Annotated in this window: 15 protein-coding genes; 5 read left to right on the top strand and 10 right to left on the bottom strand. The window is 68.2% G+C overall.

What is annotated here, in order from left to right; all coding sequences use genetic code 11:
* Nucleotides 1–15 precede the first annotated feature (15 nt).
* From LUX31_RS22830 to LUX31_RS22840, 3 genes are all read right to left on the bottom strand, one after another.
* Nucleotides 16–1,713, bottom strand: coding sequence for a protein kinase family protein (locus tag LUX31_RS22830; protein ID WP_235476834.1), 1,698 nt, complete (start codon nt 1,711–1,713; stop codon nt 16–18).
* Between the two features lie 118 nt (nt 1,714–1,831).
* Nucleotides 1,832–4,090 (bottom strand): murein biosynthesis integral membrane protein MurJ, encoded by a 2,259-nt coding sequence (murJ, locus tag LUX31_RS22835; protein WP_235476835.1) that lies wholly within the window; start codon nt 4,088–4,090, stop codon nt 1,832–1,834.
* A 47-nt stretch (nt 4,091–4,137) separates the two neighbouring features.
* Nucleotides 4,138–6,519: a DUF6049 family protein gene (locus LUX31_RS22840; protein WP_235476836.1), complete on the bottom strand. Its 2,382-nt coding sequence runs from the start codon at nt 6,517–6,519 to the stop codon at nt 4,138–4,140.
* A gap of 219 nt (nt 6,520–6,738) precedes the next feature.
* Here LUX31_RS22840 and LUX31_RS22845 point away from each other — a divergent pair, with 219 nt between their 5' ends.
* Nucleotides 6,739–8,205, top strand: a complete 1,467-nt coding sequence (locus LUX31_RS22845; protein WP_235476837.1) for a CCA tRNA nucleotidyltransferase — start codon at nt 6,739–6,741, stop codon at nt 8,203–8,205.
* Between the two features lie 116 nt (nt 8,206–8,321).
* Here the strand turns inward: LUX31_RS22845 and LUX31_RS22850 are convergent, their stop codons facing one another.
* From LUX31_RS22850 to LUX31_RS22865, 4 genes are all read right to left on the bottom strand, one after another.
* Nucleotides 8,322–8,771, bottom strand: coding sequence for an LppU/SCO3897 family protein (locus LUX31_RS22850; RefSeq protein WP_235476838.1), 450 nt, complete (start codon nt 8,769–8,771; stop codon nt 8,322–8,324).
* Nucleotides 8,772–8,885: 114 nt separating this feature from the next.
* A complete protein-coding gene (locus LUX31_RS22855) occupies nt 8,886–10,148 on the bottom strand; it encodes an MFS transporter (protein WP_235476839.1) in 1,263 nt (420 codons plus the stop codon).
* A 119-nt stretch (nt 10,149–10,267) separates the two neighbouring features.
* On the bottom strand, nt 10,268–11,350 hold the full coding sequence (locus tag LUX31_RS22860) for an inositol-3-phosphate synthase (protein WP_105970254.1): 1,083 nt from the start codon (nt 11,348–11,350) through the stop codon (nt 10,268–10,270).
* Nucleotides 11,351–11,394: 44 nt separating this feature from the next.
* Nucleotides 11,395–12,081, bottom strand: coding sequence for a PadR family transcriptional regulator (locus tag LUX31_RS22865; protein WP_235476840.1), 687 nt, complete (start codon nt 12,079–12,081; stop codon nt 11,395–11,397).
* A 383-nt stretch (nt 12,082–12,464) separates the two neighbouring features.
* Between LUX31_RS22865 and LUX31_RS22870 the strand changes: the two genes are divergently transcribed.
* Nucleotides 12,465–15,188 (top strand): transglycosylase domain-containing protein, encoded by a 2,724-nt coding sequence (locus LUX31_RS22870; protein ID WP_235476841.1) that lies wholly within the window; start codon nt 12,465–12,467, stop codon nt 15,186–15,188.
* 153 nt (nt 15,189–15,341) lie between these two features.
* Nucleotides 15,342–16,850: a glycosyltransferase family 87 protein gene (locus LUX31_RS22875; protein WP_235476842.1), complete on the top strand. Its 1,509-nt coding sequence runs from the start codon at nt 15,342–15,344 to the stop codon at nt 16,848–16,850.
* An 82-nt stretch (nt 16,851–16,932) separates the two neighbouring features.
* Here LUX31_RS22875 and LUX31_RS22880 read toward each other — a convergent pair whose 3' ends face one another.
* The 3 genes from LUX31_RS22880 to LUX31_RS22890 form a co-directional block, all read right to left on the bottom strand.
* On the bottom strand, nt 16,933–17,964 hold the full coding sequence (locus LUX31_RS22880) for an alanine racemase (RefSeq protein ID WP_235476843.1): 1,032 nt from the start codon (nt 17,962–17,964) through the stop codon (nt 16,933–16,935).
* 67 nt (nt 17,965–18,031) lie between these two features.
* Nucleotides 18,032–19,153, bottom strand: coding sequence for a peptidoglycan bridge formation glycyltransferase FemX (gene femX / locus LUX31_RS22885; protein ID WP_235476844.1), 1,122 nt, complete (start codon nt 19,151–19,153; stop codon nt 18,032–18,034).
* A gap of 151 nt (nt 19,154–19,304) precedes the next feature.
* On the bottom strand, nt 19,305–19,619 hold the full coding sequence (locus LUX31_RS22890) for a hypothetical protein (protein ID WP_235476845.1): 315 nt from the start codon (nt 19,617–19,619) through the stop codon (nt 19,305–19,307).
* 265 nt (nt 19,620–19,884) lie between these two features.
* Here LUX31_RS22890 and rpsF point away from each other — a divergent pair, with 265 nt between their 5' ends.
* Both rpsF and LUX31_RS22900 read left to right on the top strand, forming a co-directional pair.
* Nucleotides 19,885–20,175, top strand: a complete 291-nt coding sequence (gene rpsF / locus LUX31_RS22895) for a 30S ribosomal protein S6 (RefSeq protein WP_006381649.1) — start codon at nt 19,885–19,887, stop codon at nt 20,173–20,175.
* An 80-nt stretch (nt 20,176–20,255) separates the two neighbouring features.
* Nucleotides 20,256–20,873 (top strand): single-stranded DNA-binding protein, encoded by a 618-nt coding sequence (locus tag LUX31_RS22900; protein ID WP_235476846.1) that lies wholly within the window; start codon nt 20,256–20,258, stop codon nt 20,871–20,873.
* The last annotated feature ends 50 nt before the right edge of the window (nt 20,874–20,923 follow it).

Here is a 20,923-nt window from a genome sequence, read left to right on the forward strand (position 1 = left end):
CCCTCCCTCTCAGCCTCAGCTGGTGACCTTGATGTCCGCCACCCGGCCGCGGTAGGTGCCTTCGTCCGTCAGCGGGAGCTTGGTCAGCCAGATCAGAAGGTAGCGGGACTTGATGGTCTTGTCCGGCGAGAGCGCGACACTCGTGCCGGAACCCTCCGCGACCTTGCTGTAGGCGTCGAAGGAGGTGGGCTCCGAACCGGAGTCGCTGGAGGCGGCGCGCAGTTCGACGGACGTGTCGCCCACGAAGGAGACGGTGACCTTCCCGACGTCCTGGACCTTGCCGAGGTCGAGGATCACCCCGAGGCCCGGCTTCAGGTTCCCGAAGTCGGCGCCCTTGTAGTAGTCCGTCTGCCAGTACGTGCTGGAGCTGCTGTCGTACGTCTTGTCTATGTCCGACGGCTTCTCGGAGCCATCGCCGAACGGGTCGAAGTCCCGGGCACCGGCGATGGCGACCGGCGCACTGGCCACCTTGTCCTTGTCACCGCTCTTGTCGCCGTTGTCCGTCGTCTCGGTCTGGTTGGTCTCGTCCGACTTGCCGCCCTGGTCCATGAGCGCGTCCGCCAACTGCCAGCTGCCCAGGCCCAGCGCCGCGATCAGCAGCGCGGACACGGCCCACTTGAGTGCCTTGCCCGTCCGGCTCTGCAGCGGGGGAGGCGGGGTGGGCAGGGGCTGTGTGACGCCCGGGCGGGGCGCCTGGCGGCCGTACGAGCCCTGTTGGTACGTGGTGCGCTGGTACTCGGGCGGGGCCGTGAACACCGGCTCCGGCGGGCGGATGCGGGGCATCTCGCCGATCGCCTTGACCAGTTCCTCGGGCGTCGTGCACGCGGACTCGTGCCGCGAGGCGGTGGCGCCGTCGTTGGCGAGCGCGCGCATCGCGAGTTCCGACAGGCCGCGGTGGACTCCGGCCCGCACCTGGTCGGGTGCGATGAGACCGACGCCCTTGGGCAGCCCCGACAGGCCGTACGCGTCGCTCTCGTAGGGCCAGCGCTGGGTGAGGGCGGCGTACAGCAGGGCGCCGATCGCCTCCGTGTCCGTGCGCTGCGGGGTGTCGGAAGTGATGCCGCGCAGCGCGGCGTTGACCGCGAGGCCGCGCACGCGCCACTGGCCGGACGAACTCCGCAGGATGGTGCCCGGGGTCAGGCGCAGGTGCGCGAGGCCCTCACGGTGGGCGGCAGCCATCGCGGAGGCGATCTGGCTGACCATCTGGTAGGTGTCGTGCGCCTCCAGCGGGCCGGCGGCCAGGAGCGCGGTCAGCTCCGTGGCGTCGGGCAGCCACTCGTGGACGACGTACACGAGGTCGTTCTCCTCGACGGCGTCGAGGACCTGCACGAAGCGGGGGTCGCCGAGCAGCGCCGAGGAGCGGGCCGCGGCCAGCACGGAACGCGCCCGTGAGTGGTCCGCGGGCAGAATGTGCACGCCGACGGCGCGACGAAGTTTCTCGTCGACCGCGCGCCAGCTGCTGAATCCGTCCAGACGGGTGACGCACTCCTCCAGGCGGTAGCGCCTGGCGAGTTTGTGGCCGCTGTGCAGTTCGGGCGGTGAGGCCTTTTCGGGACTCTCGGTCCCGCCGCTCCCCTGTGCCTCGTCGTTCTCCGTGTCCCGCTCCCGGTTCTGGGCCACGCCGTCGGCCGTGGACTCGTCCGCCTGCGCGGTCAGCGGCTCGTCGCCGCTGTTGTCTGCCACGTCGACGGCAGCCGTGCTCCGTTCCGCCACCGTCGCTCCTGCCTCCCCATCCAATGCGAGCTTTCCGACGCCAAACCCAATTGTGCCCACAGTCCGCCGCTCTGCACGACACGCGGTGGCGGACGATGGTTGTGCTCTTGCCCTCGGCTTACCGTCCCAGCCGTCCGCGCACCATACCCACCAACGAGTTGAGTTCCTCAATGCGCATCCGGCGGGCGGCCACATAGAAGACGACGAGAAGGACGGCACCGCCGCCGAGCAGGGAGGCGAACGAGCCGCCGACGCCCTGGCCGAGAGTGTGGCCGATGCCGTAGCAGGCCGCGCCGCTGAGCAGCGCGGCCGGTACCGAGGCGATGCCCAGCCGGGCGTAGGTCCGCATTACGCGGGTGCCGTCGAGGTCGCCGCCGAGCCGCTTGCGCAACCGGTTCCAGGCGACGCCGACACCGATCGCGTACGCGAGGCCGTACGAGGCCGCCATGCCGACCACGGCCCAGCGGGACGGGAGGACGAAAAAGCAGAGGGCGGAGGCCGTCGCGTTGACGGCGGCCACGATCACCGTGTTGTAGAAGGGCGTGCGGGTGTCCTCGTACGCGTAGAAGGCGCGCAGGACGACGTACTGCACGGAGTAGGGGATCAGGCCGAGGGCGAAGGCCATCAGCATGAAGCCCATGTTGGTGGCCTCGGTGGTGCCCGAGGAGCCGAAGATCAGGGTGCACATCGGGATGCCGAGGGCCACGAAGCCGAAGGCGATGGGCACGATCGCGACAGCGGTGGTGCGCAGGCCCTGGGAGATGTCGTCGCGGACCGCGCCGGCGTCGCCCTCGTGGGCCGAGCGGGCCAGCCGTGGCAGCAGGGCCGCCATCAGGGAGACCGTGATGATGGCCTGGGGCAGACCCCAGATGAGCTGTGCGTTGGCGTAGGCGGCAAAGCCGGTGCCGTCGACCGGTGAGTCCTTGCCCGCAGCGGTGGACAGCTGGGAGACGACGATCGCGCCGGCCTGGTTGGCGAGTACGAAGAGGAAGGTCCACTTGGCGAGTGTCACGGCCTTGCCCAGACCGTGGCCCCTCCAGTCGAAGCGCAGCCGCAGCCGGAAGCCCGTTTCCCGCAGGTACGGGATCATCGCCAGAGCCTGCACGACGAGGCCGAGCAGGATGCCGATGCCGAGGAGCCGTTGACCCTCCAGCGGGATGGTCGTGACCTTCATGCTGGAGTCCGCGGCGGTGCCGTAGACCCAGATGAACATGCCCAGCGTCACGATGATGACGATGTTGTTCAGGACCGGGGTCCACATCATCGCGCCGAACTTCCCGCGCGCGTTGAGGATCTGCCCCATCACCACATGGATGCCCATGAAGAAGATCGAGGGCAGGAAGTAGCGGACGAAGGTGATGCCGACCTCGTTGGCTGCTGGGTCGCTGGCGACCGGGTCGGACAACAGGCGGATCAGGACGGGGGCGCCGGCGACCGCGAGGACGGTCAGCGCGCCGAGCGCCACCACGACCAGGGTCAGCAGCCGGTTGGCGTAGGACTCGCCTCCGTCCTCGTCCTCCTTCATCGCGCGTACGAGTTGGGGCACGAAGACAGAGTTGAGACCGCCGCCGACGGTCAGGATGTAGATCATCGTCGGCAGCTGGTAGGCGACCTGGAAGGTGTCGCCCAGCAGGCCGACGCCCAGCGCCGACACGATCAGCGCGGAGCGGATGAAGCCGGTGAGGCGGGAGACCATCGTGCCCGCCGCCATGACGGCGCTCGACTTCAGCAGCCCCGCGGCACGACCGCCCTTCTTGGGAGGTGCCGGTGCGGCGGCGGGGGCTGCCTTGGGGGTGAGCTGCATCGTGGCGTCGGACGCCGGGCTCTGTGCCTGCGGCGCGGGGCCGTGGCCCGGGGCGGGCGAGGGGGACGGGCCGGGCACCGCTGGAGGCTCCATGGGCTGCTGTCCGCCGCCCTGCTGCTGGTCCCGGAAGAGATGAGCGAAGGCGTCCGGCTCGTGCCGCTCCTCCCCGGCCTGGGTGACCAGCGCGTCGACGCCCACGTATTGGGTGGTGCGGGGGTCGTCGCCGTACGGCAGGTACTGCGTGGCTCCGTCCGGCTCGGGAGCCGGGGGCTGGGCCCAGACCTGGGGGTCGGGGGCGTACGGCGACTGGGCGGGCTGTCCGTAGAGCGGGGGCTGCGGCTGGTACGTCCCGGGGGGCGGCGGGGGGTGCGCGGCGCGGTCGTAGAGCGCCTCGGCCACCGGGTCCTGGGCGGCGAGGTCCTGCGCCCGGTACGGATCCTGGGCGTAGGCGTCCTGGAGGTACATGTCCGCGGGGGGCTGCGCCGGCACCTGGCCGTGCTCGGGCGGCGGGCCCTCGGGGTGGCCCGAGTCGCCCGCGCCCTGACCGCGGTCACCGTCGTACGGCGCGTTCATGGTTACCCCACCTCATCGTTCACCGGGCCCACCGGCCACGACATCGCTCAACGGTCCACTCTCTCACCCGTCCCGGACGGGTCTGCGCTTTCCGGTGCGGTGTCCGGCGTCGGGTCACTCGGCTGCTCCGGGGCGTCTGCCCGCAACGCCGTGTCCGACTCCCCCTGAGGACGGTTCTCGGGGCTGCCGTGGTTCTCGTCGTTCCTGTCGGTGCCGTCGGTCTCGTCCGTGACCTCGTCCTCGGGTCCGTCGCCGGGCTCCTCGGTCCGGGCGGCGGCGCGCTTGCGCTGGGTGTACATGCGCAGGCCGGCGAGTACGAGCAGCAGGAAGCCGCCGCCGATGACCAGCATCACCATGGCCGTGAACTCGGTGACCTTCACGTCGAAGGTGACAGCCGGTCCGTACTTCTGGCCGTCCTTCGTGTACAGCTGGGCGATCACCGTGACCGGGCCGTTGGCGTTGGACGACGTGGTGAACTTCACCGACTGGCTGTGCCCGCCGGAGACCTCGACAGGCTGTTCCTGGTAGTCCTCGTCACCGATCTTGAGCCGGGTCGGGTTCGTCGACGTGACCCGCAGCACGAGGTTGTCGACGGGCTGGACGAGGTTGTTCTGGACGGTCACCGGGATCGTGGCGCTGCCGCCGGAGAGCTTCGTCTCGGACTTCTCGATCAGCTTGACCTGGTCGGTGAGGTCGTCGAGGTACGACTCCACGCCCTTGCGGAAGCTGTCCGCCGCGCCGGACCGGCCGCGCCAGGAGGTGGCCATCTCACGGTTGATGGCCCGCCCGAAGGGGGTCTCCACGCGGGTCCGGTCGGTGAGGATGATCTTGAAGTTGTCGAGCTTGTCCTGCGTGGTCGCGATCTGCGCGAAGGCCGACTGCGGCAGCTGGTGCCTGCGCAGGGTGGCGGGATACGAGGACGCCGAGGGCACCTTGGTGGTGGCGCCCGGGTCCGGCTTGGTGTCGGCGGTCGCGGTGAGTTCCTGCGACTCGGACCAGTTCGCGTTCTGCAGGGCGGTGACCGCCTCCGCCATCGTCTGGGCCTGGCTCGTGGACGGCATGCGCTGCGGGGCGACGACGACGGTGCGCTGCTTGTTGGTCTGGAGGGTGGTTGTCAGGCTCTGGGCGAGGAACTTCTGCACCGCGAGCGTGGAGCCGTCGGCGTTCGTCATGTCGCCCTGGAAGGCCGTGGACAGCCGGGTGTCCGCGACGACCGCCGTGGTGCCGCCGCCGATGGGGCGGGCGGCGGAGGGCGTGTACGGCAGGTCGCCGGTCTCCTTCAGACTGTCGCTGCGCGCGATCACCTTGTCGGCGCCCGCCGAGGTGGCGATCTTGACGATCGACGGGTCGATGGCACCGTTCACCGGCCAGGCGAAGTCGGTGCTCGGGGTGACATGAAGGATCGTCTCCACCGTGCTGGCGGCGACATCCGTGGCGCTCTTGAGGTGGCTCAGGGTGCCGGTGACGTTCTTGCCGTTGTGCGCGATGGAGGCGAGGTCGGGGTCCGCGAAGGGAAGGGCGACGACCTCCTTGCCCGCGACCGCGTCCTGGAGCTCGGCGAGCCACTGCTTGGCGACGGTCTGACCGGTGCCGGGTGTAGCGGTGCCGTCGGCGCCCTGGACGCCATAGGTGCCGATCATCGCGTCGACGGAGGCCAGCAGGTCGGGGTCGATCACCCAGGTGACGTCGAGGTCCTTGCCCAGGGTGAGCAGCTGGTCCAGGCGGCCGCCCGGGGAGATCTCCGTGGCGAGGTCGTCGTTGAGGAAGACGGGCGTCTGCTGCTCGCCCGGACCGGTCTCCGCCGTCATGTGGACCGTGGAGATCAGCGGCCACAGAACCGTCGTCCGCGTCCGGGTGTCGGCCTCCTCGGGCTGCCACGGCAGGAACGTCCGCTGGATTCCGAGCACCTGCTCGTACGGTTCCGCGGCGGTCTCGCCGGACAGGGAGACGCCGAACTGGTAGACGCCGTCCTGGCCGAGGTCCAGCTTGTCGACCGGTACGGAGATGGTGAACGGCTGGGCGACGCCCGGAGTGAGCTTCGAGAACTTCTCGACGTACTTGCCGCCGATCTCTGTCCCGTCGGCTCCCGGTACGTAGTCGGTGCGTGCGGCGACGTCGTCGATCCCCGAGCGGGTGGTGAGCAGCTGCCCCACCCGCAGGTCCACGTGGGCGTCGGTGACGGTCCGCTTGCCCTTGTTGGTCACCGTGCCGGACACGGTCAGCGTGTCGCCGTCCGTGGGGGCGCTGGGGGTGAGCGTGTCGACGGAGACGACCACCGGATCCGACGCGGCGGCGTACGCGGGCTGTCCGGCGGGGAGCTGGAGGAGACCGGCCAGCAGGGGCGCTCCCGTGAGCAGCACTCCGGCCCGCCGGAACCACCGGCGTGCGGGAGAGGTAGTCAGCCTCGGGAAGTCTGCCGCCTCGGCCACGCGTTCGCCCGTCCCTAGTCGTCAGTGGTCGTCGGAATGTGCGTCCACGCATGGTAACGATGCGCGCTGAGGGGAAGTGCCGCGGACTGCTCCACAAGATCGTGGAACACGGTCCGGCTGTCCTCTATGTGCGTGTATTGATGGAGGAGTCCCCGGTGGCGGGCGTGGACGTTTTATGGAGGCGCGGGCCGTCGCCCGGGCCACGTACCCTTTTCTGTTGTGCCGAACGCCAACGAAGACAATTCCAGTGCCCTGAGCCAGGTGCAGCACCGCGCGGTGAGTGAGCTGCTGCGGGTGGCCCCGGTCGCCGACGACCTTGCCCGCCGTTTCCAGGAGGCCGGGTTCTCGCTCGCCCTGGTCGGCGGCTCCGTCCGGGACGCGCTGCTGGGCCGGCTCGGCAACGACCTGGACTTTACGACCGACGCCCGCCCCGAGGACGTACTGAAGATCGTGCGGCCCTGGGCGGACTCGGTGTGGGACGTCGGGATCGCCTTCGGGACCGTCGGGGCACAGAAGGACGCCCGCGTCGGAGACGCTGATCGAAACTTTCAGATCGAAGTGACCACTTATCGGTCGGAGGCGTACGACCGGACCTCGCGCAAGCCCGAGGTGTCGTACGGCGACTCCATCGAGGAGGACCTCGTCCGGCGGGACTTCACGGTGAACGCGATGTCCGTGGCGCTGCCGGAGAAGGTGTTCATCGACCCGTACGGGGGTTTGGAGGACCTCGCGGGGCGTGTGCTGCGTACTCCCGGCACGCCCGAGGCGTCCTTCTCCGACGACCCGCTGCGGATGATGCGGGCCGCGCGGTTCGCCGCCCAGCTCGACTTCGAGGTGGCCCCCGAGGTCGTCACCGCCATGACGGAGATGGCCGGGCGCATCGAGATCGTCTCGGCCGAGCGGGTACGGGACGAGCTGAACAAGCTGGTCCTGTCCGCGCACCCCCGCAAGGGCCTGACGCTGCTGGTGGACACCGGTCTCGCCGACCACGTGCTGCCCGAGCTGCCGGCCCTGCGCCTGGAGCGCGACGAGCACCACCGGCACAAGGACGTCTACGAACACACACTGATCGTTCTGGAGCAGGCGATCGAGCTGGAGCAGGACGGCCCCGACCTCGTACTCCGGCTTGCCGCGCTGCTGCACGACATCGGCAAGCCGCGCACGCGCCGCTTCGAGGAGGACGGGCGGGTCTCGTTCCACCACCACGAGGTGGTCGGGGCGAAGATGACCAAGAAGCGCATGCTGGCGCTCAAGTACTCCAACGAGCTGGTGAAGGACGTCTCACGTCTGGTTGAACTCCACCTGCGCTTCCACGGGTACGGCACCGGGGAGTGGACGGACTCGGCGGTTCGCCGTTACGTCCGGGACGCGGGCCCCCTCCTCGACCGCCTCCACAAGCTGACCCGCTCGGACTGCACCACGCGGAACAAGCGCAGGGCCACGGCGCTTTCGCGTGCGTACGACGGCCTGGAGGAGCGCATCGCCCAGCTCCAGGAGCAGGAGGAGCTGGACGCGATCCGTCCCGACCTCGACGGCAACCAGATCATGCAGATCCTGGGCGTCGGTCCCGGGCCGGCGATCGGGCAGGCGTACAAGTTCCTGCTGGAACTGCGGCTGGAGAACGGGCCGATGGAGCAGGTGGCGGCGGTGGCGGCGCTGAAGGAGTGGTGGGCCGAGCAGGGCTGAGGTCGTGAAACGGCGGTGATGTTTCACGTGAAACATCACCGCCGGAACGCGCAGAGGGCGATGTTTCACGTGAAACATCGCCCTCTGCGCGTGTGGGCTGCGTCAGCCCGGACTGCTCAGACCTCCTTGAGGCAGAGCACGACGTCGTGGCTGCTGCCCTGCTGGTAGTAGGAGATCGTCGCCTCGGTGACGGCCTCGCACTTGTTGGCGTCGCTGGTGTTGTCGAACTTCTGGACAACCTTGTACTGGGCGTCGCTGGAGGTGCAGTCGACCTCGTTGAGGTCCGGGTTCGTGTCCGTACCGTCGTTGTGCATGCAGGAGCCCACGGACGTCGTCTCCGCGTCGCTCTGGCTGAAGTACCACTTGCCGCCGGCGATGGCTATCGCGACGACGATGAACACGCCTATGCGCAGCAGCTTCTTGCTGAAGCGCTTGGCCGGCGCGGGCGGCGGGACCGGAACTCCCTGGAACGGGGCACCCTGGTGCGGCGGGTACGGCGCCTGGGGCGCCGTCGGCTCGACAGAGGCCGGGGTGTTCGGGTTCTGGTCCTGCGGCGGAGTGGTCACTCGGGGTCCCCCTTGGCTATGGGTGTGCTTGGTGCGAAGTAAGACGCACGTAAGTTACCGGGACCCACTGACAACTCTGTAGCTCAGAGAGTCTCTGTGGCCTTCATGTGACACTTACCGGTGTTCAAAGCGGGCCATAGCCCCAGCAATTGCCCCGTAGATAACGGTGATTGTGACCAACAGGGACACCGAGCGGCCGTCGGAGGGCAGCATCAGGGCCGCCACTCCGGCCGCGCCGACGAAGGCGACGTTGAACAGGACGTCGTAGAGGGAGAAGATCCGGCCGCGGAAGCCGTCGTCGACCGAGGACTGGACGATCGTGTCCGTGGCGATCTTCGAGCCCTGGGTGACGAGGCCCAGGACGAACGCCGCGATCAGCATGGGCACTTCGGCGAACGCCAGGCCGAGCGCGGGCAGCAGGACCGCCGCTGCTCCGGCGCACACCATGATCCAGCCGACGGGACCGAGCCGTCCGGCCGCCGCCGGGGTCATCACGGCCGCGACGAAGAAGCCCGCCCCGGAGATCCCCACGGCGAGGCCCAGCAGGGCCAGCCCGTCGTCGGAGTCGTCGGACCAGGCGTACCGGCAGAGCATCAGCACCATGACCGTCAGGGCGCCGTAGCAGAACCGCATCAGCGTCATCGCGGCCAGCGACCAGGCCGCCTCTCTGCGCCCCGGTTCGGCAAGGTGCCGTACGCCTGCCGCCAGGCCGCGCGCGGTGCCGGTGAGGGCTGCCGCCAGTCGGGGCTGCACCAACTCGGGGTCGGGCCCCAGCAGTTCCCGGCCGAGGCGGAGGGAGGCGAGCGAGGAACAGAGGTACAGGGCCGCGCCCAGGAGGACCACCGCGGCGTCGGAGTCGGAGGCCGCCAGCCGTACGACGAAGGCGAGTCCGCCGCCCGCCGTGGCCGCGAGCGTGCCGGCCGTCGGGGAGAGCGAGTTGGCGATCACCAGGCGGTCGTCGTCGACCACACGAGGCAGGGACGCCGAGAGTCCGGCCAGCACGAAGCGATTGACGGCGGTGACGCAGAGGGCGGAGACATAGAAGAGCCAGTCGGGGACATGGCTCAGCATCAGGACGGCCGTCACGCATGCCAGCAGGGCGCGCAGCAGATTGCCGTACAGGAAGACCTGGCGGCGTCGCCAGCGGTCCAGCAGAACGCCCGCGAAGGGGCCAACCAGGGAGTACGGCAGCAACAGGACCGCCATCGCGGAGGCGATCGCCGCCGCCGAGGTCTGCTTCTCCGGCGAGAAGACGACGTACGTGGCGAGTGCGACCTGATAGACGCCGTCGGCGCCCTGGGAGAGCAGCCGTACGGCGAGCAGGCGCCGGAAGTTCCTCAGGCGCAGGAGTACGCGCAGGTCACGTACGACAGCCATGGGGCACAGCCTCACATACGAGGAGGGTCCCCGGGCGGATGACCCGGGGACCCTCGACGGGCAGGAGCGACAAGCTTGTGGAAGCTAGACCGGCGCTGGACTCCTCTCAGCGCACGACCTCAGCGCTCGACTTCGCCCTTGATGAACTTCTCGACGTTGTCCCGTGCCTCGTCGTCGAAGTACTGGACCGGCGGGGACTTCATGAAGTAGCTCGACGCGGAGAGGATCGGGCCGCCGATACCGCGGTCCTTGGCGATCTTCGCGGCGCGCACGGCGTCGATGATGACGCCGGCGGAGTTCGGGGAGTCCCAGACCTCCAGCTTGTACTCCAGGTTCAGCGGGACGTCACCGAAGGCACGGCCCTCCAGGCGGACGTACGCCCACTTGCGGTCGTCGAGCCAGGCCACGTAGTCGGACGGGCCGATGTGGACGTTGTCGGCGCCCAGCTCGCGGTCGCGGATCTGGGAGGTGACGGCCTGCGTCTTGGAGATCTTCTTGGACTCCAGGCGCTCACGTTCGAGCATGTTCTTGAAGTCCATGTTGCCGCCGACGTTCAGCTGCATCGTGCGGTCCAGGACCACACCCCGGTCCTCGAACAGCTTCGCCATCACGCGGTGCGTGATCGTGGCGCCGACCTGCGACTTGATGTCGTCGCCGACGATCGGGACGCCCGCCTCGGTGAACTTGTCCGCCCACTCCTTCGTACCGGCGATGAAGACCGGGAGGGCGTTCACGAAGGCGACCTTGGCGTCGATGGCGCACTGGGCGTAGAACTTCGCCGCCGCCTCGGAACCGACGGGCAGGTAGCAGACGAGAACGTCGACCTGCTTCTTCTTGAGGATCTTGACGACGTCGACCGGTTCGGCCTCGGACTCCTCGATGGTTTCGCGGTAGTACTTGCCGAGACCGTCGAGGGTGTGGCCACGCCGGACCTTCACACCGGTGTTCGGCACGTCGCAGATCTTGATGGTGTTGTTCTCGGAGGCGCCGATGGCATCCGCCAGGTCGAGGCCGACCTTTTTGGCGTCCACGTCGAACGCGGCGACGAACTCGATGTCCTTGACGTGATAGTCCCCGAACTGCACATGCATGAGGCCCGGGACCCTGGACGCCGGATCGGCGTCCTTGTAGTACTCGACTCCCTGTACCAGCGACGCGGCGCAGTTGCCCACGCCGACGACGGCTACGCGAACCGAACCCATTCCGGTTGCTCCCTGTGTGTACGAGTGAGGCCCTGGCAGGGGCCTCACGTGGCGGTGTCGTCGGACGGACCGGTCCGGGAGTCGTCCTCCCGGGACCGGGGCAGGCCGCCCGGCGCTCCAGATGTGGTGTCCTGCGAGTCGGGTTCCCCGGAAGCGGCACCCTTGAGGTCCCGTCCGGCCCGCTCGCTCTCGATCAGCTCGTTCAGCCAGCGCACTTCGCGCTCCACGGACTCCATCCCGTGGCGCTGGAGCTCGAGGGTGTAGTCGTCGAGGCGCTCCCGTGTACGCGCCAGAGAGGCGCGCATCTTCTCCAGACGCTCCTCCAGCCGGCTGCGACGGCCCTCGAGCACGCGCATGCGTACATCGCGGGACGTCTGCCCGAAGAAGGCGAAACGAGCGGCGAAGTGCTCGTCCTCGTACGCGTCCGGGCCCGTCTGCGAGAGCAGCTCCTCGAAGTGCTCCTTACCTTCCGCCGTCAACCGATAGACGATCTTGGCGCGGCGCCCTGTGAGGGGGGCGGCGAGCGCGTCTTCCGACGCGCGTCCGGACTCCTCGATCAACCAGCCGCTCGCGACGAGCGTCTTGAGGCAGGGGTACAGCGTGCCGTAGCTGAAGGCGCGGAACACACCCAGTGATGTATTGAGTCGTTTCCGCAGCTCGTAGCCGTGCATCGGTGACTCGCGGAGCAGGCCGAGGACGGCGAACTCGAGGATCCCGGAACGCCGGCTCATCGTCGCCTCCTTTCTCCCACGGTCCGACCGTGACGTCTCCGGCACTGTTTATGCCGAGCTGATGTATCGACTCGATACATCTAGACGATAGAACGGCCCTGTGGATGCGACAAGAGGGGAGATGGTGAACGGGATCACATCACCGATTCGTAGGAAGCAAGTTGCCTGATTTGGGGTGAACTTCGGTGCTAGGCGGGTTTTGACGGTGCGTAGTCTGTGCGGCATGCAGTCCACCGGGAACCGAGTGACGTTTGGGGACGTCGTCGTGCTTGGTGCGGTACGGGTGAATGCGAACACGGCCGCATCCGTACTTGGGGGGGACCGGAAACCAGCCGCCGTTTCCAGGCGCGCGCGGGTGCGCCTGCCCAAGGAGTAATCGTTCGATGAGCGAGCACCGTCGCAAACCGCCGCAGCCGCAGGGAGGCGGACGTGCCGCGGCCCGACGCGGCCAGTCCGGCTCGTCCTCCGGCCGCCGTGCGGCACCGCGAGGCGCAACCGAGTCTCCTTCCGACTCCTATGGATCGGGTTCCTACGGGTTGGGTCCCTACGGAGCCGAAGGTGACGAGCGCCAGTCCGGAGGCCGTGCCGAATCCCGGCGCGCCGCGCAGAGAAATACTGGTGGACGTCGCAGAGGGACCGAGGGCGGCGGACGCCGCGGCGGTCCCAGCGGCCCGAACGGACCAGGGCGCGGCAGAGGCCGTGCGGCCGGTCCCCCGCCCGAGAAGCGCTTCATCGACTATCCGCGCGCGGGCAAGTACGGAGCAGCGCGCTGGATGCCGTCCTGGCGGCAGGTGACGGGGCTGTTCATCGGCTTCGTCGGCAGCCTGGTGGCGGTGGCCGGCATCGGCTACGCCCTGGTGGGCGTGCCGGACGTCGCCAAGGCCGCCAACGCCCAGAACAACGTCTACTACTGGGCCGACGGCAGCCAGATGGTCGCGACCGGTGGTGAGACGAACCGCCAGATCATCGGCTACGAGAAGATCCCGGCGTCGATGCGGTACGCCGTGATGTCGGCCGAGAACAAGACGTTCGAGACCGACAGCGGTGTCGACCCGGTGGGTATCGCCCGGGCCCTGTTCAACATGGCCAAGGGCGGTCAGACGCAGGGTGGTTCGACGATCACCCAGCAGTACGTGAAGAACGCCCGCCTGGACGACCAGTCGCAGACGCTCACGCGGAAGTTCAAGGAGCTGTTCATCTCCATCAAGGTCGGCGCCAACGTCGAGAAGGAGGAGATCATGGCCGGCTACCTGAACACCGCGTACTACGGCCGTGACTCCTACGGCCTTCAGGCAGCCGCCCGCGCGTACTTCAACAAGGACGCCGAGGACCTGACCGACAGCGAGTGCGCGTTCCTGGCCGCGGTGCTGAAGGGCGCCACGTACTACGACCCGGCCGGCAATGTGGCCGTCGATCCCGTGAACGCCACCCAGGCCAAAAACACCAAGCGGGTTGTGGAGCGGTGGAGGTGGATCCTCGACGAGGAGGTCAAGGACGGCCGCATGACCGCGGCCGACCGTGCCAAGATCACGGCCTTCCCGAAGACCCAGAACCCGCGTTCTAACACCGCGCTGAGCGGCCAGGTCGGCTACCTCGTCGACCTCGCCAAGGGCTACCTGATCAACAACACCGACAAGACCGGGATCACCGCCGACCAACTGCAGCAGGGCGGCTACTCGATCTACACGACCTTCGACAAGAAGAAGGTCGCGGCGTTGGAGAAGGCGGTCACGAAGGTCCGGAAGGCGAACATCAAGCCCAAGGAGCGCCCGGACACCGACACGTACGTCCAGTTCGGCGGCGCTTCCGTGGACCCGGCGACGGGTGCGATCAAGGCCATCTACGGCGGTGAGGACGCGACCAAGCACTTCACCAACAACGCCGATACGACGGGCGCCCAGGTGGGTTCGACGTTCAAGACGTACGTACTCGCCGCCGCGATGAAGTGGGGCGTACGGGATCCGGAACTTGGGGCGACGCAGGCACAGGACGAGCGGACCCAGGTCTCCCCGGAGAGCATCTACAGCGGCAAGAACAAGCTCAAGATCGAGAACTACGACGGCACGATCTGGAAGGACAAGGACGACAAGGAGTGGCTGCAGCGCAACGACGGCGACGAGTCGTACAACGCGCCCAGCTTCCGGATCGACCTGCGTGAGGCGATGCGGGTCTCCTCCAACTCCGCCTATGTCCAGCTCGGTATGGACGTCGGCCTGGACAAGGTCAGGGAGTCCGCCACCGATGCGGGCCTCCTCGACAGCAGCCTGGCCAGCGCCGACTTCCCGTCCTTCTCGATCGGTACCTCTGACCCGAGTGCGATCCGCGTGGCCGGCAGTTACGCGACCTTCGCGGCGAGCGGCAAGCAGAACAACCCGTACTCGGTCGAGAAGGTGACCAGCAAGGACGGTACGGTCTTCGATCACCAGAAGATCGCCAAGGCCAAGCAGGCGTTCACCGCCCAGGTCGCCGACAACGTCACCGACGTCCTCAAGACCGTGGTCGACGACGGAACGGGTACGGCGGCCCAGCTGACCGGCCGCCAGGTGGCAGGCAAGACCGGTACCACCGACGGCAACAAGTCGGCCTGGTTCGTCGGCTACACCCCGCAGCTGTCCACCGCGATCAGCATGTACCGGATGGACGACGACGGAACCAAGAAGAACCGCGAGTTCCTGGAGATGTACGGCACGGGTGGCCAGGAGAAGATCCACGGTGCCTCGTTCCCGGCCGAGATCTGGCACGACTACATGGAACAGGCGCTCAAGGGCGTACCGGCGAAGAAATTCCCGACTCCCGAGCCCTATGGCGAGGTCGTCGACGAGGACCCGCTGCCGAGCCCGACTCCCTCCATCACCGAAACCGAGGAAGCCACCCCGACACCGAGCCCGACGCCCACCGACGAGATCGAGATCTCTCCGTCGCCCACACCCAGCGAGACCTGCGGCACCTTCGACGTCAACTGTGATGACACCGGAGGAACTGAGACGGGCGACACGGACGAAGGCACTACCGACGGCGGAGTGACATCGAGTCCAACGCCAACGGAAAGCGAAGAAGAAAGTAACGGCAACGCGAACGGGAATGGCAGCGGAGGCATCTTCGGCTGACGGAGCCGTTGGCCGAGGCAGCGTCCGGCGCGGGTGTTTCACGTGAAACACCGATCCGATTCACGTTGTTTCACGTGAAACATGGGGCCGTCGCACCGACCAGGTGCGGCGGCCCTCGGCGTACTCCTAGGTGCGTACGGCAGGATGAGGCCCATGCCCAGTGCAGAGACGACGCAAGCGAGCGTGCGCGAGCCGGACCCGGTACGGCCGACCAAGGACGACGAGATCGCCGTGGCCGGCAGTGAGCTGATCGGCGGCCCCATCGGCCGGCGTGCCCTGTTGGGGACGTCCTGGTGGACTCCGGTACGAGTGGTAGCCCTCGTGGCGATCGGTATGTTCGCCCTCGGCCTGGTCCAGAAGGCGCCGTGCTACAACGGCGGCTGGTTCTTCGGGGCCAGTACGCAGTACACACACGCCTGCTACTCCGACATCCCGCACCTCTACCAGGGCCGTGGCTTCGCCGACGGACTCGTGCCGTACTTCGACAAGCTGTCCGGCGACATGGAGTACCTCGAATACCCGGTGCTGACCGGCGTGTTCATGGAGGTGGCCGCCTGGCTCACGCCCGGCAGCGGCACCATCCAGCACCAGGAGCAGTGGTACTGGTTCGTCAACGCCGGAATGCTGATGGTGTGCGCGGCGATCATCGCCGTATGCGTGTCGCGCACCCACGCGCGGCGCCCCTGGGACGGTCTGCTGGTCGCCCTGGCGCCCGCCTTCGCGCTCACCGCCACGATCAACTGGGACCTGCTGGCGGTCGCTCTGACGGCCGCGGCGATGCTGATGTGGTCTCGCGGGCGGCCCCTCGCCTTCGGGGTCCTGCTGGGGCTCGCCACGGCCGCCAAGCTCTATCCCTTCCTGCTGCTGGGGCCGTTGTTCGTGCTGTGCTGGCGCGCGGGCAAGTGGCGGCCGTTCGGCAAGGCACTGGGGGGCGCCGTCGTCGCCTGGGTCGCCGTGAACCTGCCGGTGATGGTCTTCGCCTTCGAGGGCTGGTCGAAGTTCTACACGTTCAGCCAGGAACGAGGCGTCGACTTCGGTTCCTTCTGGCTGATCATCGCCCAGCGCTTCGACTATCCGTTCAGCACCGAGACCGTCAACACCTTCGCGACGCTGCTGGTGCTGGCCTCGGCCGTGGGTATCGCGGCACTCACGCTGACCGCCCCGCGCCGTCCGCGCTTCGCCCAGCTGGCCTTCCTGATCGTCGCGGCCTTCATCCTCACCAACAAGGTCTACTCACCCCAGTACGTCCTGTGGCTGGTCCCCCTCGCCGTACTGGCCCGCCCGAAGTGGCGGGACTTCCTGATCTGGCAGGCGTGCGAGGTCGCGTACTTCCTGGGGATCTGGATGTACCTCGCCTACACGACCAGCGGCGACGCCCACAAGGGCCTGCCCACCGAGGGCTACCAGTTCGCCATCGCCGCCCACCTCGTGGGCACGCTGTACCTGTGCGCCGTGATCGTCCGGGACATCCTCATGCCGGAGCGGGACGTCGTGCGCCGGGCAGGCGACGACGATCCCTCCGGGGGCGTGCTCGACGGCGCTGAGGACATCTTCGTACTCGGTGCCGCGGCCCGTCCGCCGCGGCATGCCGCGCACTTCGACGGGCCGCAGGTGGAGTGGGGCAGCCGGCCGGTGCGGGAGAACGAGGAGCGTTCGCTCTGAGCGAACACGGCAGGGAAGGGTCATGCGAAAGGCCGTACACGGACTCCGTGTACGGCCTTTCGCATGGCTCGCAGCTGTGCGGTCAGCGGTCGACGATCCGGTCGAACTGCGTGGTGGTGTGCCGCAGATGGGCCACCAGTTCTTCGCCGACCTTCGGCTCCGGGGCGTCCGAGGGCACGAAGAGGATCGAGACCTGCATGTGCGGCGGCTCGGCGAACCAGCGCTGCTTGCCGCCCCAGACGAACGGGGCGAGGTTCCGGTTGACGGTGGCGAGACCGGCCCGGGCGACGCCCTTGGCGCGCGGCATGACGCCGTGCAGCGCCTTGGGGGCCTCCAGGCCCACTCCGTGCGACGTACCGCCCGCCACGACCACCAGATAGCCGTCCGAGGCCGCCTTCTGCTGCCGGTAGCCGAAGCGGTCGCCCTTGGCCACACGGGTGACGTCCAGGACTGCGCCGCGGTACTCCGTGGCCTCGTGGTCCCCCAGCCACAGCCGCGTGCCGATACGGGCGCGGAAGCGGGTCTGCGGGAACTGCTGCTGAAGCCGCCCGAGGTCCTCGGCCTTGAGATGGCTGACGAACATGGTGTGCAGCGGCAGCCGGGCCGCGCGCAGCCGGTCCATCCAGCCGATGACCTCCTCCACGGCGTCCGAACCGTCGGTGCGGTCCAGCGGCAGGTGGATCGCGAAGCCTTCGAGGCGTACGTCCTCTATGGCGGCGTGCAACTGGGGCAGTTCCTGCTCGGTCACACCGTGGCGCTTCATGGAGGACATGACCTCGATGACGACACGGGCGCCGACGAGGCCGTGCACGCCGTCCACCGACGACACCGAGCGGATGACGCGGTCGGGCAGCGGTACGGGCTCCTCGCCCCGTCTGAAGGGTGTCAGCACCAGCAGGTCGCCGCTGAACCAATCCTTGGTCCGTGCGGCCTCGTACGTCGTGCCGACAGCCAGGACGTCCGAGCCAAGCCGCGTGGCCTCCTCCGCCAGCCGCTCGTGCCCGAAGCCGTAGCCGTTGCCCTTGCAGACCGGGACGAGCCCCGGGAACTGCTCGGACACGTGCTTGTGGTGCGCACGCCAGCGCGCGGTGTCGACGTAGAGCGTGAGCGCCATGGCCGGGACCTGGAACCTTTCTCGTGGCTGCGATCTATTCAGGGGTACGAACGGAAATTCCGGGACATCAGCGGCGCGACATGTAGATGTCGAGCGCCTTGTGGAGCAGCTTGTTGAGCGGGAAGTCCCACTCGCCGAGATACTCGGCAGCCTGCCCACCTGTGCCGACCTTGAACTGGATCAGACCGAAGAGGTGGTCCGTCTCGTCCAGCGAGTCCGAAATGCCGCGCAGGTCGTAGACGGTGGCGCCCAGGGCGTAGGCGTCGCGCAGCATCCGCCACTGCATGGCGTTCGAGGGACGGACCTCACGGCCGATGTTGTCCGAGGCGCCGTACGAGTACCAGACGTGCCCACCGACGATCAGCATCGTCGCCGCCGACAGGTTCACTCCGTTGTGGCGGGCGAAGTAGAGCCGCATGCGGTTGGGGTCCTCGGTGTTGAGGGCCGTCCACATGCGCTGGAAGTACGACAGCGGGCGGGGCCTGAAGTGGTCGCGCACCGCCGTGATCTCGTACAGCCGCTGCCACTCCTCCAGGTCGTGGTAACCGCCCTGGACGACCTCGACACCGGACTTCTCGGCCTTCTTGATGTTGCGGCGCCACAGCTGGTTGAAGTTCTGGTGGACCTCTTCCAGCGAACGGTTCGCCAGCGGCACCTGGTAGACGTAGCGAGGCTGTACGTCGCCGAAGCCGGCCCCGCCGTCCTCGCCCTGCTGCCAGCCCATACGGCGCAGCTTGTCGGCGACCTCGAAGGCACGCGGCTCGATGAAGTCGGCCTCGATGTCGCGCAGCCGCTTCACGTCCGGGCTCTGGATACCCGCCTTGATGGACGGGGCGTCCCAGCGCCGGATGATCACCGGCGGGCCCATCTTCACGGAGAAGGCGCCCTGCTGCTTGAGGTGCGCCAGCATCGGCTGGATCCAGTCGTCGAGATTCGGCGCGAACCAGTTGATGACCGGGCCCTCGGGCAGATACGCGAGATACCGCTTGATCTTGGGCAGCTGGCGGTACAGCACAAGACCCGCGCCGACGATCTCGCCGGTCCGGTCGTCGAACCACCCGAGGTTCTCGGAGCGCCACTCCGCCTTGACGTCGGCCCAGGCCGGAACCTGCATGTGGCTCGCCGACGGCAGGCTCTGGATGTACGCCAGATGCTGCTCTCGGCTGATCGTCCTCAGGGTCAGGCTCATTCGGGGCGCTCCTCGGGCTGGTGTGTCCCCATGGGTACAGGGGCTCCGGCTCTCGCGCCGAAGCCTACTGCGCCCTGCGAGCGCCTCGTCTGGCCGTATGGCACCTGTGCCCCGGCCCTGCGTCGGCCGGGGCACGAGTGCACGGTCCGCGTCAGCCGATCACGCCGCCGAAGAGACCGCCGTGTGCCATGCCGAGGAAGAAGCCGACCGCTGCGGCGCCGAGGCCCAGGATCAGTCCGAAGCGTTCACGGGTCGTCTCCGAGACGAACTGTCCGTACGCGCCGGTGAGAATCCCCACCAGGCCGGCCCAGGAACTGAGCAGATGCAGACTGTGGAACATCGCCGTGACGAAGGCCGTCACCCCGAGCACCAGGGTCACAGCGAGGAGGCTGTCCTGGAGCGGATGGGGCTTGCCGTCGGTGGCGAAGAGGGATCCGGCGGTGTTGGGTCGCAATGCCTGTGCCATGTGGCACCTCCTGCGGAAGGCGGCGCATCGTAGCGCCATACACACCCGATGTGTACAGATTGACGGTCACAGGGGGCTGATTTCAACCGGAAGCCGCTGTGCGGGTACTCTGTACCGTCTGCACCGGTGTCTGCCCTGGCCATGACGAGGAATCCCTTCCGGGAACTCCGATTGTCAGTGGCCGCGGATACCGTTGCGTACGCATCAACAACCCTCCTGCCACGGAACGACCGTGGCCGCTGAGTCCAAAGGAGGTGGGTTCCACATGCGTCACTACGAAGTGATGGTCATCCTCGACCCCGAGCTGGAGGAGCGCGCTGTCGCCCCTCTGATCGAGAACTTCCTCTCCGTCGTCCGTGAGGGCAACGGCAAGGTGGAGAAGGTCGACACCTGGGGCCGTCGTCGTCTCTCGTACGAGATCAAGAAGAAGCCCGAGGGCATCTACTCGGTCATCGATCTGCAGGCTGAGCCCGCGATCGTCAAGGAGCTCGACCGCCAGATGAACCTGAACGAGTCGGTCCTCCGGACCAAGGTCCTCCGCCCCGAGACCCACTGAGCCTCCCGCTCAGCTGATCCCGGGAATTCGAGTAGCAGCACCAAAAGCAGCCAGCAGCAAACCCGCCGAGAGGTTCCCCTATGGCAGGCGAGACCGTCATCACGGTCGTCGGCAATCTTGTCGACGACCCCGAGCTGCGCTTCACCCCCTCCGGTGCGGCGGTCGCGAAGTTCCGTGTCGCGTCCACGCCCCGCACGTTCGACCGTCAGACGAACGAGTGGAAGGACGGCGAAAGCCTGTTCCTGACCTGCTCGGTCTGGCGTCAGGCGGCGGAGAACGTCGCGGAGTCGCTCCAGCGAGGCATGCGCGTCATCGTGCAGGGCCGGCTGAAGCAGCGGTCCTACGAGGACCGTGAGGGCGTCAAGCGCACGGTCTACGAGCTGGACGTCGAGGAAGTCGGCGCCAGCCTGCGCAGTGCCACGGCCAAGGTCACCAAGACCGCCGGCGGTGCCGGCCGCGGTGGCCAGGGCGGTTACGGCGGCGGTGGCGGTGGCGGCCAGCAGGGCGGCGGCTGGGGTGGAAACTCCGGCGGCGCTCCGCAGGGCGGCGGCGCTCCGGCCGACGACCCCTGGGCGACCGGCGCTCCCGCCGGTGGCAACCAGGGCGGCGGCAGTGGCGGTGGCGGCTGGGGTGGAAACTCCGGCGGCGCCAGCGGCGGCGGTGGTGGCGGCGGCTACTCGGACGAGCCCCCCTTCTAGGCCTTCGGGCCGAGGGCGGGTCGTACCCACACTTCTTGATCACACAGGAG

Source organism: Streptomyces sp. GQFP (genome assembly GCF_021545335.1).
Classification (GTDB): Bacteria; Actinomycetota; Actinomycetes; order Streptomycetales; family Streptomycetaceae; genus Streptomyces.